18 protein-coding genes are annotated in these 13,969 nt (G+C 54.4%); 5 read left to right on the top strand and 13 right to left on the bottom strand.

Going from position 1 to position 13,969, the window contains the following annotated elements; translation table 11 throughout:
• Positions 1-6: 6 nt before the first annotated feature.
• Positions 7-279 carry a PTS sugar transporter subunit IIB gene (locus IM290_RS07980; protein WP_003861447.1) on the bottom strand — a complete coding sequence of 91 codons (273 nt, stop codon included), beginning with the start codon at positions 277-279 and terminating at the stop codon, positions 7-9.
• Positions 280-358: 79 nt separating this feature from the next.
• Positions 359-802 (bottom strand): PTS sugar transporter subunit IIA, encoded by a 444-nt coding sequence (locus tag IM290_RS07975; RefSeq protein ID WP_017383438.1) that lies wholly within the window; start codon positions 800-802, stop codon positions 359-361.
• Between the two features lie 236 nt (positions 803-1,038).
• Here IM290_RS07975 and IM290_RS07970 point away from each other — a divergent pair, with 236 nt between their 5' ends.
• The gene (locus tag IM290_RS07970; protein WP_017383439.1) at positions 1,039-2,058 is read left to right on the top strand and encodes a LacI family DNA-binding transcriptional regulator; all 1,020 of its coding nucleotides are present in this window, start codon (positions 1,039-1,041) and stop codon (positions 2,056-2,058) included.
• Positions 2,059-2,061: 3 nt separating this feature from the next.
• Here IM290_RS07970 and yfcD read toward each other — a convergent pair whose 3' ends face one another.
• Genes yfcD through yfcF form a run of 3 tightly spaced genes read right to left on the bottom strand, consistent with a single transcriptional unit; the run spans position 2,062 to position 3,936 of the window.
• The gene (gene yfcD, locus IM290_RS07965; RefSeq protein WP_006811396.1) at positions 2,062-2,628 is read right to left on the bottom strand and encodes an NUDIX hydrolase YfcD; all 567 of its coding nucleotides are present in this window, start codon (positions 2,626-2,628) and stop codon (positions 2,062-2,064) included.
• Between the two features lie 55 nt (positions 2,629-2,683).
• Positions 2,684-3,235, bottom strand: coding sequence for a phosphodiesterase (gene yfcE, locus IM290_RS07960; RefSeq protein WP_003861437.1), 552 nt, complete (start codon positions 3,233-3,235; stop codon positions 2,684-2,686).
• A gap of 56 nt (positions 3,236-3,291) precedes the next feature.
• Positions 3,292-3,936: a glutathione transferase gene (yfcF, locus tag IM290_RS07955; protein ID WP_193042319.1), complete on the bottom strand. Its 645-nt coding sequence runs from the start codon at positions 3,934-3,936 to the stop codon at positions 3,292-3,294.
• Between the two features lie 140 nt (positions 3,937-4,076).
• Here yfcF and yfcG point away from each other — a divergent pair, with 140 nt between their 5' ends.
• The 4 genes from yfcG to IM290_RS07935 all read left to right on the top strand — a co-directional run bounded on the left by yfcG (position 4,077) and on the right by IM290_RS07935 (position 6,602).
• Positions 4,077-4,706: a GSH-dependent disulfide bond oxidoreductase gene (gene yfcG, locus IM290_RS07950; protein ID WP_003861434.1), complete on the top strand. Its 630-nt coding sequence runs from the start codon at positions 4,077-4,079 to the stop codon at positions 4,704-4,706.
• Positions 4,707-4,781: 75 nt separating this feature from the next.
• Positions 4,782-5,150, top strand: coding sequence for a dihydroneopterin triphosphate 2'-epimerase (gene folX / locus IM290_RS07945; RefSeq protein ID WP_149603781.1), 369 nt, complete (start codon positions 4,782-4,784; stop codon positions 5,148-5,150).
• Positions 5,151-5,163: 13 nt separating this feature from the next.
• Positions 5,164-6,057, top strand: a complete 894-nt coding sequence (locus IM290_RS07940; RefSeq protein WP_015572259.1) for a TIGR01777 family oxidoreductase — start codon at positions 5,164-5,166, stop codon at positions 6,055-6,057.
• A gap of 44 nt (positions 6,058-6,101) precedes the next feature.
• The gene (locus IM290_RS07935) at positions 6,102-6,602 is read left to right on the top strand and encodes a GNAT family N-acetyltransferase (RefSeq protein WP_193042320.1); all 501 of its coding nucleotides are present in this window, start codon (positions 6,102-6,104) and stop codon (positions 6,600-6,602) included.
• A 139-nt stretch (positions 6,603-6,741) separates the two neighbouring features.
• On the opposite strand, the gene hisP is transcribed toward IM290_RS07935, so the two are convergent.
• From hisP to cvpA, 8 genes are all read right to left on the bottom strand, one after another.
• Positions 6,742-7,515, bottom strand: a complete 774-nt coding sequence (gene hisP / locus IM290_RS07930; protein ID WP_003861426.1) for a histidine ABC transporter ATP-binding protein HisP — start codon at positions 7,513-7,515, stop codon at positions 6,742-6,744.
• Positions 7,516-7,524: 9 nt separating this feature from the next.
• Positions 7,525-8,238, bottom strand: coding sequence for an ABC transporter permease (locus IM290_RS07925; RefSeq protein ID WP_003861424.1), 714 nt, complete (start codon positions 8,236-8,238; stop codon positions 7,525-7,527).
• Complete coding sequence (locus IM290_RS07920; RefSeq protein ID WP_015572256.1) at positions 8,235-8,921, bottom strand: histidine ABC transporter permease HisQ; 687 nt, start codon at positions 8,919-8,921, stop codon at positions 8,235-8,237. The genes IM290_RS07925 and IM290_RS07920 overlap by 4 nt, the downstream gene beginning before the upstream one ends.
• 88 nt (positions 8,922-9,009) lie before the next feature.
• Positions 9,010-9,792 (bottom strand): histidine ABC transporter substrate-binding protein HisJ, encoded by a 783-nt coding sequence (gene hisJ, locus IM290_RS07915; RefSeq protein ID WP_023295090.1) that lies wholly within the window; start codon positions 9,790-9,792, stop codon positions 9,010-9,012.
• Positions 9,793-10,018: 226 nt separating this feature from the next.
• Positions 10,019-10,801: a lysine/arginine/ornithine ABC transporter substrate-binding protein ArgT gene (argT, locus tag IM290_RS07910; RefSeq protein ID WP_015572255.1), complete on the bottom strand. Its 783-nt coding sequence runs from the start codon at positions 10,799-10,801 to the stop codon at positions 10,019-10,021.
• Positions 10,802-11,091: 290 nt separating this feature from the next.
• On the bottom strand, positions 11,092-11,661 hold the full coding sequence (locus IM290_RS07905) for a UbiX family flavin prenyltransferase (RefSeq protein WP_015572254.1): 570 nt from the start codon (positions 11,659-11,661) through the stop codon (positions 11,092-11,094).
• Between the two features lie 89 nt (positions 11,662-11,750).
• Positions 11,751-13,268: an amidophosphoribosyltransferase gene (gene purF / locus IM290_RS07900; RefSeq protein ID WP_006811407.1), complete on the bottom strand. Its 1,518-nt coding sequence runs from the start codon at positions 13,266-13,268 to the stop codon at positions 11,751-11,753.
• A 33-nt stretch (positions 13,269-13,301) separates the two neighbouring features.
• Positions 13,302-13,790: a colicin V production protein gene (gene cvpA / locus IM290_RS07895; protein ID WP_000262116.1), complete on the bottom strand. Its 489-nt coding sequence runs from the start codon at positions 13,788-13,790 to the stop codon at positions 13,302-13,304.
• Between the last annotated feature and the right edge of the window lie 179 nt (positions 13,791-13,969).

The raw sequence follows: 13,969 nt of genomic DNA, 5'->3' as shown, positions 1-13,969 counted from the left end.
TCAGGATTATTGTCTTTCGAACCAGGCGCGCAGCTGCGCTTCGAGTTCGTTGATATCGATGATATTGTTGATTACCACCAGCTGGCTTTCCGGCACGCTGGCGCTGGCGGCAATGTCTTTCGCCATTACAAACAGGTCCGCCGCGCCCGGCGTGGCCGAGGAGAGATCGGAGTGTTCAACCTCGGCCTCAATTTCCAGTTTTTTGAGCACCTTTTTAATATTCATTTCGACCATAAAACTGCTGCCCAGGCCGGAGCCGCAAATAGCCATGATTTTCATTGTTATCCCCTTTTTTGAGTAGAGTACGCCCCATCACGCTGACGCGTAATGTTGAGATGAATCGGATTAAATAATTAAATCAGAAGCGATCGATAACGGTTTTTATCTCCTCCAGCGTATTCGCCCGATGTAATTCAGCCATATCTTCGTCGCTGGAAAATAATTCCGCCAAGGCTGAGATCATTTCGATATGGCTATGCTTGTCCGGTGCCGCCAGCATCACAATCACATCGACGGGGTCAAACTCACCGGCACCAAAAGAGACGCCCTGTTTTAGTTTTAATAATGACAGGCCAAGTCCTTTCGCCCCTTCTTCCGGTCGCGCATGTGGCATTGCCAGCCCTGGAGCCAGCACATAGTAGGGACCTAACGTCTGGTGCTGCTCGATGATAGCCGTGACATATTCCGGCGCAATGACCTGCAAATCCAGCAGCGGTTTCGCGCACAGTTCCAGCGCCTGGGGCCAGCTTTCAACGCTATCCTGTAGGATGATGGTTGTATCATATATCCACTTTTTGAGCATTTTTCACTCCCGCTAAAGACCAGACATGGGCAAACTCTATTCAACCCATCAATCAATGACTGCGATCGCGATCACAAAGATAGCGCTACCAACGACTAACATGCAGAACTGTGATAGCGCTATCAAATTGCTATCATGGTGCGAAATCACAGCAAAAAAAGGGATTTAAGGCGTATACTGCCTGTCACGTAAAATGAAGGATGAAACTGAATCGCGTCCTGTCAGCAGGAAGATGTATGTCTTTAACCCGAAAACGGCGCAGTACCGGAAAAGTAACGCTCGCGGATGTCGCACAGCTTGCCGGCGTAGGCACGATGACTGTTTCCCGTGCCCTCCGCACGCCCGAACAGGTTTCCGATAAACTGCGTGAAAAAATTGAAGCCGCGGTGCAGGAGCTGGGTTATATGCCCAATCTTGCCGCCAGCGCACTGGCATCGGCGTCGTCATGGACGATCGCGATGGTAGTTCCCAATCTTTCCGAAGCTGGCTGTTCCGAGATGTTCGCCGGGCTACAGCAGGTGCTCCAGCCAGCCGGATACCAGATCATGCTGGCGGAATCTCAGCATCGTCTTGAACAGGAAGAGAAACTGCTCGAAACGCTGCTGGCCTCGAATATCGCCGCGGCGATACTGCTCAGCGTCGAGCACTCCGATACCGTACGCCACTGGCTGAAAAACGCCTCTATCCCGGTGATGGAAATGGGTGCAATGCGTGCCGATCCGATTGATATGAATATCGGGATTGATAACGTCGCCGCCATGTATGAACTTACCGAGATGGTGATTCAGCGTGGCTACCAGAATATCGGCCTGCTGTGCGCTAACCAGGAGCAGTGGATTTTTCAGCAGCATTTGCAGGGCTGGTACAAGGCGATGCTGCGCCACCACCTGTCGCCGAACAGAGTGATTAATGCCGCCATGCCGCCGAACTTCTCCACCGGTGCGGCACAACTGCCAGAGTTCCTGCTGGCGTGGCCGGAACTGGATGCGCTGGTGTGCGTATCAGATGAACTGGCCTGCGGCGCGCTGTATGAGTGCCAGCGTCGACGCATCAAAGTGCCGGACGATTTAGCGGTCGTGGGCTTTGGCGACAGCGACGTCAGCCGCGTCTGTCAGCCGCCGCTGACAACGATGGCAGTACCGCATCGCAAGATTGGGATTGAAGCCGGAAAAGCGTTACTGGAACGTCTGAATGACGGAGACTGGCGCGATCATAAACCCATCGCGTCCAGCCTGTGTCTGCGGGAAAGCTGTTAAGGCTTACTCAGCCTCTTCCTCTTTTTCTGCCTTATTTTCCGGTTTAGCGGATTCGTTTTTGGCGTTGCGGGTCATCCACAGCGCCAGTGCTTTAAGAGAATCCGGCGTGAACTCGTCGCAACGCGCGGTGATCTCTTCCGGCGTCATCCAGCACACTTCGCTCACTTCCTCTTCCTGCAAGGCGAAAGGTCCGTGGGAAACGCAGCTAAACAGCCCGCCCCAGACGCGACAATGCTCATCTTCGAAATAAAACTGTCCGTGCTCGGCAAACGGCACGCCAGCGATACCTAACTCTTCTTCCGCTTCACGACGCGCGGAATCCAGCAATACTTCATCGGCCTGCACAACGCCACCCGCTGTGGCATCCAGCATACCAGGAAGAAAATCTTTGGTGTCGGTGCGACGCTGGACCAGAATCTTGCCCATGCCGTCATGAACAACGATGTAAGTCGCGCGGTGACGCAGACGCTCCGCACGCATTTGTTCGCGGCTGGCCTGCGCGATCACTTCATTCTCTTCGCTGACAATGTCAACCCACTCAGTACTTGCCAAATGATTCTGCTCCACCATCGGGAAACCTTCTCGTCTAAGCGCTCTTTTGGCGCGTTTGCAGTTGTGGTGTAACTTACGGATTAATCGCTATCTGCGCAATAACTTGCTGATCATTAAGTGCGATAACGCTTAATGTCCCGTCTTCATACATGCCGTAGCTTGCCGGATTGCCGCCTTTAGGAATGCTGACAGACCCGGGATTAAAGTGATAAAACGCCCCGCGTTTTTCCGCCACCGGAATATGAGTATGACCATAAACCAGGACATCGCCAGCGGCGAGTGACGGCAGGTTATCCGGGCCGAACAGGTGCCCGTGGGTCAGGAACAAACGGCTGTTTTCCATCAACACCTGTTGCCAGGGAGCGGTGATGGGAAAATTCAGCAGCATCTGGTCAACTTCGCTGTCACAGTTGCCGCGAACGGCGATAATGCGCGAGGCAAAATGATTAAGTTTTTCCGCCACCTGCGCGGGAGCGTAGCCTTCCGGCAACGCATTGCGTGGGCCGTGGTTTAACACGTCGCCCAGGATCACCAGCCATTGCGCTCCGCTTTGGGCGAACAGAGAAAGCACGCGTTCGGTCGCGGGCAGCGATCCATGAATATCCGACGCAAACATCAGTTTCATCAGTTACTCCTCAGGAATTCAGACTGCCCCTATCATACCTCAAGCGCCCCGTCTTATCAGCCCGCGCGCTTAGCAGAGAGTGCCAGATAGCGCTGTACCGACGCGCGTTGCCACTGGAATGTGGCGTAATCCACCAGCAGCTGTGGGACTTCATCGCCATTGAGGATCAAGCGATTGAGCATCAGCGCCAGATCGGTGTCGGCAATACACCACTCGCCAAACAGGTTGGGGTTACCCTGCGCCAGCAGCGATGAGGCAGTTTCGATCAGCTTCCGGGCGCTGGATAAGCCTTCCTCGCTGAGGGCGGGCTTTTTGACGCCAGCAAACACCACGTCCGTAGAGCGTTCTGTGCGAATCGGCACCAGGTCGCTACGCAGCCATGCCTGGATCTGGCGGGCGCGGGCGCGCTTTTGCAGATCGTGAGGATAGATGCGTTCCCACTCTGGCGGGGCAAAGCGGTCCTCAAGATACTCGTCAATCGCCGAGGATTCACTCAACTCAAAACCGTCGATCTCCAGCACAGGGACTCGGCGAGTGAGCGCGTAGCCCTGCCACTGGGGCTTCAGATGTTCGCCGCTGTCCAGGTCGACGGTTTTCAGACTAAAAGTAAGCCCCTTTTCTGCCAGCGCCACATAAACGCTCATGACATAAGGAGAAAAAAAGTTCGCATCGGACCACAACGTTATTACAGGCTGGCTCATAACATCCTCATCGGCTGATCGGTTTTCACTCAACATATAATCTCTTTGCCTCGCTGTCACTTGATGAAAACTCACGATTTACAACAAGCACCTATACTGATTTTTTATGGCAACACTATTCGCACTGACAGGAGTTGAGAATGATAGATCTCTATTATGCCCCCACCCCTAATGGCCATAAGATCACCCTCTTTCTCGAAGAAGCCGAAGTGGACTACCGGATCATTCGCGTGGATATCAGTAAAGGCGACCAGTTCCGCCCCGTTTTTCTGGCCATATCGCCCAACAATAAAATTCCGGCCATCATTGATAACCTGCCTTCTGACGGCGGCAAACCGTTAAGCCTGTTTGAGTCTGGAGAGATTTTGCTCTATCTGGCAGAGAAAACCGGCAAGCTCCTGAGCGGTGAATTGCGCGAGCGTCATCACACGCTGCAATGGTTATTCTGGCAGTCGAGCGGCCTGGGGCCAATGCTGGGGCAGAATCACCACTTTACCGCCTATGCGCCGCAGACGATCCCTTACGCCATTGAGCGATATCAGGTCGAAACCCAGCGCCTGTACGGGGTCCTGAACCGTCGGCTGGAAAAATCACCGTGGCTGGGAGGTGAGCATTACAGCATCGCAGATATCGCCTGCTGGCCGTGGATCAACACCCATGAACGCCACCGGATCGATCTGGCCACTTATCCGGCGGTGAACAACTGGTTTGAGCGCATCCGGACCCGCCCGGCAACCGAACGCGCCATGCAAAAAATCCATCAGATTTGAGCCTGCGCCCCGTTGGGTGCAGGTGTTCTCCTCATGTATGATGAGGTGAAAATACTGACACGGAGAAGACCTGCAATGTCCCAGCATGACGCTATTATTTGTATAAAAAACTTACGCTTACGCACGTTCATTGGTATCAAAGAGGAGGAGATCGCGAATCGCCAGGATATCGTGGTGAATGTGGTGATCCACTACCCGGCAGACAAGGCGCGCGCCAGCGAAGACATCAATGACGCGCTGAACTATCGCACGATCACCAAAAGCATCATCCAGTACGTTGAGAACAACCGTTTTGCGCTACTGGAAAAATTAACTCAGGATGTGCTCGACATCGCACGCGAACACCACTGGGTCACTTATGCTGAAGTGGAGATCGATAAACTTCACGCCCTGCGCTACGCCGACTCCGTCTCCATGACGTTAAGCTGGCAGCGCCAGGCGTAAACCTGGAGGTTGTATGAAGATCCTGCTCACCGGCGGTACGGGCCTGATTGGTCGCCATCTCATTCCACGTTTGCAGGCGTTGCATCACGACATTACCGTGGTCACGCGCAGCCCGGAGAAAGCGCGCCAGGTGCTGGGCGTCGGCGTTGAGATCTGGAAAGGCCTGGCGGAAAGGCAGGATCTGAACGGCTTTGACGCCGTCATCAACCTTGCTGGCGAACCTATCGCCGATAAACGCTGGACCGAAGAGCAAAAACAGCGTTTATGCAGCAGCCGCTGGAACATGACCGAAAGGCTGGTTGAGCTGATTCGCAACAGCGAGACGCCGCCTTCGGTGCTGATTTCCGGCTCTGCTACAGGCTACTATGGCGATCTCGGTGAAGTGGTGGTGACCGAAGAGGAGCCGCCGCACAACGAGTTTACCCATAAACTCTGCGCCCAGTGGGAGCGCATCGCCTGCGCGGCGCAAAGCGATCGTACCCGCGTCTGCCTGCTGCGCACCGGCGTGGTACTTGCGCCGAAGGGCGGTATTCTCGGTAAAATGCTGCCGCCGTTTAAAATGGGGCTTGGCGGGCCCATCGGCAACGGTCGTCAGTATCTGGCGTGGATCCATATCGACGATATGGTCAACGGCATTCTCTGGCTGCTGGATAACGACCTGCGCGGGCCATTTAACATGGTATCCCCTTACCCCGTACGTAATGAACAATTTGCTCACGCCCTGGGGCATGCCCTGCATCGCCCGGCGGTGCTGCGCGTACCTGCAACGGCGATTCGTCTGTTGATGGGTGAGTCTTCGGTGCTGGTGCTGGGCGGGCAACGCGCGCTGCCAAAACGGCTGGAAGCGGCCGGGTTCACGTTCCGCTGGTATGACCTGGAAGAGGCGCTGGGGGATGTGGTGCAGTGAATATGTTAGAGTTATACGCCATGTCTGGATGAGATGGCGTAACTATGGCAACCATTACCACAACCCGGCTTCACCTCACCCCTTTCGAACCTTCTGACTGGGTGTTCTTCCGCTCTCTGCGTGAAGACCCCGCCATCATGCGCTATATGGCCGCTATCACACCGGAAAAAGAGACGCGCCGCGTATTTGCCGCGCGCCTGATGGCGGAGCATGTCTTTGTGATCCGTCTGCATAACGACGTTACGCCGCTCGGGGATATCGGCCTGCAAATCAGTGCGGCAAACCGTGAAGAGGCGGATATTGGCTACACGGTTGTGCCTGCCGCGCAGGGAAAAGGCATTGCCAGCGAGGCGCTGCGGGCGGTGTGTGAGTATGCATTTAACCAGACGGGCGTGAAGGCAATAAACGCGTACGTACTGGCAGATAACGTTGGGTCGGTGCGGGTCCTTGAGAAAGCGGATTTTGTGCGCACGCAGGTGCTGGAGAAGGCGTACGAGATTAACGGCGTACGGTATGACGACTGGGTGTATCGGCTGGAGTGTTGAATGCCGGGCGGCACTGCGTTTGCCCGGCCTACGGGGTTTGTAGGCCCGGTAAGCGAAGCGCCACCGGGCAATTGGGCGGCTCTGCGGCCTGATGCCTCACCCCGGCCCTCTCCCACAGGGAGAGGGAGAAAGGCCAAACCTACTTCAACGAGCCTTTCAGGAACTGCTGCAACCGCGGGCTTTGCGGGTTCGCCAGCACCTCATCCGGATGACCCTGCTCTTCAATTTTCCCCTGATGCAGGAAGATAACGTGGTTAGAAACGTTACGGGCGAAGCCCATCTCGTGCGTCACCACCACCATCGTTTTGCCCTCTTCCGCCAGCTTTTGCATGATGCGCAGCACTTCGCCAACGAGTTCCGGGTCCAGCGCGGAAGTCGGTTCGTCAAACAGCAACACTTCCGGCTCCATCGCCAGCGCACGGGCGATGGAAACACGCTGCTGCTGCCCCCCTGACAGGTGCACCGGATATTTGATCTGCTGCCGCTCGTCGATACCCACTTTCGCCAGGTATTTGACCGCACGCTCGCGGGCTTCCTGCTTGCTTAAGCCGAGCACCTGAACCGGCGCTTCCATCACGTTCTCCAGCACCGTCATGTGGCTCCAGAGGTTGAAGTGCTGGAACACCATCGTCAGGCGTGTACGCAGCAGGCGCAGCTGGTTTTTATCCGCCACTTTAAGCTGGCCGTCTTTATCACGGACCATGTTGATGTTCTGTCCGCTCACCACAATCGATCCTTCGCTCGGCTTTTCGAGGAAGTTGATGCAGCGCAGGAAGGTACTTTTACCCGAACCTGATGAGCCGATAATACTGATCACGTCGCCCGCGTTAGCCTCCAGCGACACCCCTTTCAGCACTTCATGTTCGCCGTAGCGCTTGTGCAAATCAATTACGTTTAATTTGTTCTCAGCCATCATAAATTCTCAGTGCGTCGACGGTTTTATATGCTGCAACCAGCGTTTTTCAGCCTTACGGAACAGGCTGATCAGGACGTAAGAAATGATCAAATAGAGCACTGCCGCAATGCCAAACGCCGTAAACGGCTGGTAGGTGGCAGAGTTAATATCGCGGGCAATCTTTAACAGATCCGGTACCGTGGCGGTAAACGCCAGTGCCGTCGAATGCAGCATTAAAATCACTTCGTTGCTGTAGGCCGGCAGCGCAATACGCAGCGCCGAAGGCAGTATAATACAGCGGTAGAGCTTCACGGACGAGAAGCCATACGCGCGCGCCGCCTCGATCTCACCGTGCGGCACAGAACGGATGGCCCCGGCGAAGATCTCGGTGGTATAGGCGCAGGTATTGAGGGTCAGCGCCAGCACCGTACAGTTCAGACCGCTGCGGAAGAACGCGTTCAGCATCTCGGTGCCTTTCACGATCTCCAGCGTGTACATCCCGGAATAGAACACCAGCAGCTGCACGTACAGCGGCGTACCGCGAAACACGTAGGTGAACAGCCAGATAGGGAACTGGATAAATTTATTGTTCGACACGCGGCCAATGGCAAGAAACACCGCCAGAATGCCGCCCATTACCACCGAGGAGATCAGCAGCCACAGCGTGATGGCCACGCCAGTAAAGCGGTAACCATCCGTCCACAGCAGGGATTTCCAGTACTCCTGAATAATCTCAATCACAGGTCAGCCCTCTTCACACCCACGGAGTAGCGACGTTCGAGCAGAAGCAGCACACCATTGGAGACGGTCGTAAAGACCAGATAGATCACGCCGCAAACCACCGCAAAATAGAACGGTTCCCAGGTGCTTTTACCCGCCAGCTGCGTGGCCTTCACCACATCTTCCAGACCCAGCAGGGAGACCAGCGCCGTAGCCTTGAGAATAACCTGCCAGTTGTTACCGATGCCCGGCAGCGCGTAGCGCATCATGGCCGGGAACATGATCCGGCGAAACGTTTGTGAGGAGGTAAAACCGTAGGCGGTCGCCGCTTCAATATGCCCTTTCGGCACGGCCATGTAAGCGCCGCGGAAAGTCTCAGTGAAATAGGCACCGTAGATAAAACCAAGGGTAATAATACCGGCCACCATCGGGTCGATATCGATCTGCTCCATGCCGATGGCATCCGTCACGCCATTAAGTGCGATTTGCAGGCCGTAAAAGATCAGCAGCATCAGCACCAGATCAGGCACGCCGCGAATCAGCGTGGTATAGCCTTCAAATATCAGCGCCAGCGGTCTGTTGGCGGATAATTTTGCCCCCGCGCCCGCCAGGCCTATCAGCACCGCCAGCACCACGGAGCTGATAGCCAGCTCAAGGGTGACAAGCGCGCCCTGTAAAATAACGCCAGAAAATCCGTACAGCATACCGCGTGCCCTGTCGTCTCGTGAGTGGTGGAACCGTGTCTTTTCCCCTCCCGCAACGGGAGGGGCCGCACGTTATCAGACGGGGCGATTAGCCGCCGTAAACATTAAAATCGAAGTACTTTTTCGCCAGCTTGTCATAGGTGCCGTCCGCGCGCATCTCGGCGAACGCTTTGTTCAGGGCTTCACGCAGTTCGTTGTCTTCTTTACGCAGGCCCATACCGGTACCGACGCCAAAGAGTTTTTCGTCCTTAATGGACGGACCGCCGAACTTGTAATCTTTACCCACAGGCTGTTTCAGGAAGCCTTCGCTTGCCGCCACTTCATCCTGGAATGCCGCGTCAATACGGCCTGCCGTGAGGTCTGCGTAGATGTTTTCCTGGCCCTGGTAAGAGACAATTTCAATCCCCTTTGGCGCCCAGTGCTCGTTGCCGTAGGTTTCCTGCGTCGTACCCTGCAACACGCCCACGCGTTTGCCTTTCAGAGATTCAAGGGTTGGCTGAATGTCAGAGGATTTCGCCACCACCAGACGTGAGTCCGCCGCATAGAGTTTGTCCGTGAAGGCAATCTCCTGCTGACGTTTTTCTGTGATGGACAGGGAGGACATGATCACGTCAATTTTCTTCGCTTTCAGGGACGGGATCAGCGCATCCAGCGGGTTTTCAACGTAGGTACATTGCACTTTAATGCGTTTGCACAGCTCGTTAGCCAGATCGATGTCAAAACCGACCAGTTCTCCCTTCGCATTCTTCGATTCGAAAGGTGCATAGGTTGGGTCAGTTCCAATACGAATTTTCTGCGGAATTGCTGCGAATGCCGCGGTGGCGCTGGAAAAAGCCAGTACCAGAGAAAGTGACAACACCAGTTTTTTCATATCTGTCCTCAACAAACTGTCTTAATACGAGATTTTTACGACGACGGGGTGTTGTTAATGTGCCATTAATCCCCTCATTCAGGCAAAGATTAATGCCTTTGAACGGGAATTTTTGCATTTTAAATGCTTAACTATGCACACAGCGATCCAGTATGGTGCATGTATTGCACCATACTGGAACATAACCCCGTTAAGATGCACCACTTCAGTGCATCTTATTCAGGCATTAATCACCGTAGACGTTGAAATCGAAGTATTTCTTCGCCAGTTTGTCGTAGGTACCGTCTTTACGCAGCTCATTAAACGCTTTGTCGAAGGCGGCTTTCAGCTCGGTATCATCCTTACGCAGGCCAATACCGGTACCGTCGCCAAAGTATTTTTTGTCTTTTACCGACGGGCCGGCAAAGGCGTACTCTTTACCCGCAGGCTGTTTCAGGAAGCCTTCGCTCGCGGCGACTTCATCCTGAAACGCGGCATCCAGACGGCCTGCCGCCAGGTCAGAGTAGATCAGATCCTGGTTCTGGTAAGCCACAACATCGACGCCCTTCTCGCGCCAGTTAGCATTGGCGTAACCTTCCTGGGTCGAGCCCTGAAGCACGCCAACATGTTTGCCTTTCAACGAGTCGATGGTCGGCTGGATTGGCGAGCCTTTCGCGGCAATCAGACGTGAGTCGGCAGCGTAGAGCTTCTCAGAGAAGGCGATCTCCTGCTGACGTTTTTCCGTGATGGAGAGAGAAGAGATGATGGCATCAATTTTCTTGGCTTTCAGCGACGGGATCAGCGCGTCAAAGTCACTGCCCACCCATGTGCATTTCACTTCCATGCGTTTGCACATCTCATTTCCCAGATCGATATCAAACCCCACGAAGTCGCCTTTCGCATCCTTAGAAGAGAATGGCGCGTAGGTTGCGTCTGTACCGATACGAACTGTCTGTGGAAGCGCTGCATAGCTACTTGCTGCTGCACTCAAGCCCACGAGCAAAGACAGAGCCAGAACCGTCTTCTTCATACATTTACCCTCAAGAACCGTGATTTTATTATGGTTTATGTTGTGTGTTGTGTTGCAGGCTGTTCTTGCAGGTCTTATGCCACATTGTCGCCGGGTTAAAACTTCGACGTTAAATATGTTAATAAAACGTTGCGATACTGCCTTAATGGTGAAAGATAGCAGGTCTGCCGAACGAACCGGAAAGAGAAAAAGGGAAAAAGCGAATTAAATGTCGAGGATATGATCGCGGTTGCAGTTTTGCCCTGAAACAGGGCAAATTGTCTTTTCATGCACCTTGTTTGTGCACAGCTTCACGCCCCCTGCCAGCGGGTAAAGAGATCTTCCGGCAGGTCGATATCGAACTGATCCAGTACGCGGTTAACGGTCTGGTTGATGACATCGTCCAGCGTTTGCGGACGATGATAGAACGCGGGGACCGGCGGCATAATCACGGCCCCCAGTTCGGCTGCCTGCGTCATTAAACGCAGATGTCCCAGGTGCAGCGGCGTTTCCCGCACGCAAAGCACCAGAGGACGACGCTCTTTCAGCACCACATCCGCTGCACGCGTCACCAGCGTGTCGGTATAGCTGTTTACAATGCCGGAAAGGGTTTTAATCGAACAGGGCAAAATAACCATGCCGGCCGTTTTAAACGAGCCCGAAGAGATGCTGGCGGCGATATCGCGGGCATCGTGGACAACGTCAGCCAGGGCCTGAACGTCGCGCAGAGAGAGATCGGTTTCAAGAGAGAGGGTCTGACGCGCCGCCTGGCTCATCACCAGATGGGTTTCTACGCCTGCAACGTCACGCAGCACCTGTAAAAGCCGGACGCCATAAATCGCGCCGCTGGCACCGCTGATCCCTACAATGAGTCGTTTCATGATTTTCGCCCTTGCTGATTTCAGGGCAGACTGTGCAGGATTTTACGGGGAGTTGCAAGTGAGGGCGAGCGCCCTCACCTGCATACGCATCAACCTTCGTTGTGCATCTCTAAGCTTTCGAGATCGTTTTGCAGCTGGACGGCTTTCGCATCGTCGTTACGCAGCGAATCCAGATAGTCAAGATACTGCTGGTCAACGTCTTTCGTTACGTAGATCCCATTGAATACCGAGCATTCGAACTGCTGAATATCCGGGTTCTCGGCGCGCACCGCGTCGATCAGATCGTTCAGATCCTGGAAAATCAGGCCGTCGGCACCGATGATCTGCCGAATTTCGTCTACTTCACGACCGTGAGCAATCAGCTCGTTAGCGGTTGGCATATCAATGCCATACACGTTCGGGAAGCGAATTTCCGGCGCTGCGGAGGCGAGATACACTTTCTTCGCCCCGGCCTCACGCGCCATCTCGATGATCTGCTCAGACGTCGTGCCGCGCACAATGGAGTCGTCCACCAGCAGCACGTTCTTGTCGCGGAACTCGGCACGGTTAGCGTTCAGCTTACGACGTACGGACTTACGACGCAGCTGCTGGCCCGGCATGATAAAGGTGCGGCCCACGTAGCGGTTTTTCACGAAGCCCTGACGGTACGGCTTGTCCAGAATACGGGCAATTTCCAGCGCGATATCACAGGAGGTTTCAGGGATTGGGATGACGACGTCGATGTCGAGATCGTCCCACTCGCGGGCAATCTTCTCACCCAGCTTCGTCCCCATGTTGACGCGCGCGCTGTAAACGGAAATCTTGTCGATGAACGAGTCCGGACGCGCGAAGTAAACGTATTCGAACAGGCACGGGTTGCTCACCGGGTTGTCGGCGCACTGACGGGTAAACAGCTGGCCCTTCTCAGTGATGTAGACCGCTTCGCCTGGCGCGACATCACGCAGGAATTCGAAGCCCAGAGTGTCCAGCGCCACGCTTTCGGAGGCAACCATGTACTCGGAACGGCCATCGCCGAGGTCACGTTTGCCGAGCACCAGCGGGCGAATGCCATTTGGATCGCGGAAGGCCACCATGCCATGACCGATGATCATCGCCACGCAAGCGTACGCGCCACGGATCAGGCGGTTAGTCGCGGCAACGGCGGCAAAAATGTTGTCTGCTTCCAGCGGATAATGGCGGAAGTTATCCAGTTCGCTGGCAAAGATATTGAGCAGGATTTCAGAATCAGAGGTGGTGTTAATGTGGCGACGTTTCTCTTCGAACAGCTTTTTACGCAGCTCGTGGGCATTGGTCAGATTGCCATTGTGGGCAAGCGTGATGCCATACGGGGAGTTAACGTAAAAAGGCTGAGCCTCAGAGGCGCTGGAACTGCCAGCAGTAGGATAACGAACGTGACCGATCCCCATATTACCTTGCAGACGCTGCATATGGCGGGCTTCAAACACATCGTTTACCAGGCCATTCGCCTTGCGTAAACGGAAGCAGTTGTTTGCATCAATGGTGATGATACCCGCAGCATCCTGCCCACGGTGCTGAAGCACCGTTAACGCGTCATAAATCGACTGGTTTACCGGCATGAAACCGGCGATACCGACAATACCGCACATTCGTCTTTTCCTCGTTAAGCCACATCTCAGGGTTTATGCCCTGGGCAAGAAACTCGACGAGCTTTGCAGATAGTCAAAGAACCATCTGATGATGAAGCTGAACTCCGGAATGAGCTGCGATTTTTGCCAGTCTTCACTTTTGGAGAACCCGGTAAAGGTATCCAGGAAGAACAGGATCGCGGCCACAATGAGCACGCCTCGCAACGCGCCGAAACAGATGCCGAGTACCCTGTCCGTTCCTGACAGACCGGTTTTCTCGACCAGCTGACCTATCACGTAATTGACGATAGCGCCGACAATCAGCGTCGCGATAAACAGCACCGCGATGGCGATTCCGTTTCGGACCAGTTCATCTTCAAAGCCCGTGAACCAGACAGACAGGTAAGTGTAGTAATGACTGGCAACAAAGAAAGCACAACCCCAGGTTACCAGCGATAACGCTTCACGAACAAAGCCACGGATCAGGCTAACCAGACAGGAAAAACCAATCACCGCAATGATGGCGTAATCAATCCAGACCATATGTGTCCCACGATTAAACGCCCTGTCATCCAGTTCGGGGCGAATTCTAACAGAAAAAGAAAACGTTTGCGTAGGGATTTCCTTCCCACGCGTAAATAAAAAAGGCGCTGAAAAAATGCTCAACGCCACCGCACCTTTGACGTTTCTGTGAACGTCTGCCTCCCCCTCACCCCGGCCCT

Source organism: Enterobacter cloacae complex sp. S1 (assembly GCF_014930525.1).
GTDB classification, from domain to species: domain Bacteria; phylum Pseudomonadota; class Gammaproteobacteria; order Enterobacterales; family Enterobacteriaceae; genus Enterobacter; species Enterobacter hormaechei_C.
This window is presented reverse-complemented; position numbering and strand designations above follow the sequence as displayed.

Coding starts and splice junctions, on each gene's coding strand:
- argT (WP_015572255.1), bottom strand. CDS start 10,801: ATGAAGAAGACGGTTCTGGCTCTGTCTTTGCTCGTGGGCTTGAGTGCA.
- folX (WP_149603781.1), top strand. CDS start 4,782: ATGTCCCAGCATGACGCTATTATTTGTATAAAAAACTTACGCTTACGC.
- cvpA (WP_000262116.1), bottom strand. CDS start 13,790: ATGGTCTGGATTGATTACGCCATCATTGCGGTGATTGGTTTTTCCTGT.
- IM290_RS07920 (WP_015572256.1), bottom strand. CDS start 8,921: ATGCTGTACGGATTTTCTGGCGTTATTTTACAGGGCGCGCTTGTCACC.
- IM290_RS07980 (WP_003861447.1), bottom strand. CDS start 279: ATGAAAATCATGGCTATTTGCGGCTCCGGCCTGGGCAGCAGTTTTATG.
- purF (WP_006811407.1), bottom strand. CDS start 13,268: ATGTGCGGTATTGTCGGTATCGCCGGTTTCATGCCGGTAAACCAGTCG.
- IM290_RS07970 (WP_017383439.1), top strand. CDS start 1,039: ATGTCTTTAACCCGAAAACGGCGCAGTACCGGAAAAGTAACGCTCGCG.
- yfcD (WP_006811396.1), bottom strand. CDS start 2,628: ATGGTGGAGCAGAATCATTTGGCAAGTACTGAGTGGGTTGACATTGTC.
- IM290_RS07975 (WP_017383438.1), bottom strand. CDS start 802: ATGCTCAAAAAGTGGATATATGATACAACCATCATCCTACAGGATAGC.
- IM290_RS07935 (WP_193042320.1), top strand. CDS start 6,102: ATGGCAACCATTACCACAACCCGGCTTCACCTCACCCCTTTCGAACCT.
- hisJ (WP_023295090.1), bottom strand. CDS start 9,792: ATGAAAAAACTGGTGTTGTCACTTTCTCTGGTACTGGCTTTTTCCAGC.
- yfcG (WP_003861434.1), top strand. CDS start 4,077: ATGATAGATCTCTATTATGCCCCCACCCCTAATGGCCATAAGATCACC.
- IM290_RS07905 (WP_015572254.1), bottom strand. CDS start 11,661: ATGAAACGACTCATTGTAGGGATCAGCGGTGCCAGCGGCGCGATTTAT.
- IM290_RS07940 (WP_015572259.1), top strand. CDS start 5,164: ATGAAGATCCTGCTCACCGGCGGTACGGGCCTGATTGGTCGCCATCTC.
- hisP (WP_003861426.1), bottom strand. CDS start 7,515: ATGGCTGAGAACAAATTAAACGTAATTGATTTGCACAAGCGCTACGGC.
- yfcE (WP_003861437.1), bottom strand. CDS start 3,235: ATGAAACTGATGTTTGCGTCGGATATTCATGGATCGCTGCCCGCGACC.
- yfcF (WP_193042319.1), bottom strand. CDS start 3,936: ATGAGCCAGCCTGTAATAACGTTGTGGTCCGATGCGAACTTTTTTTCT.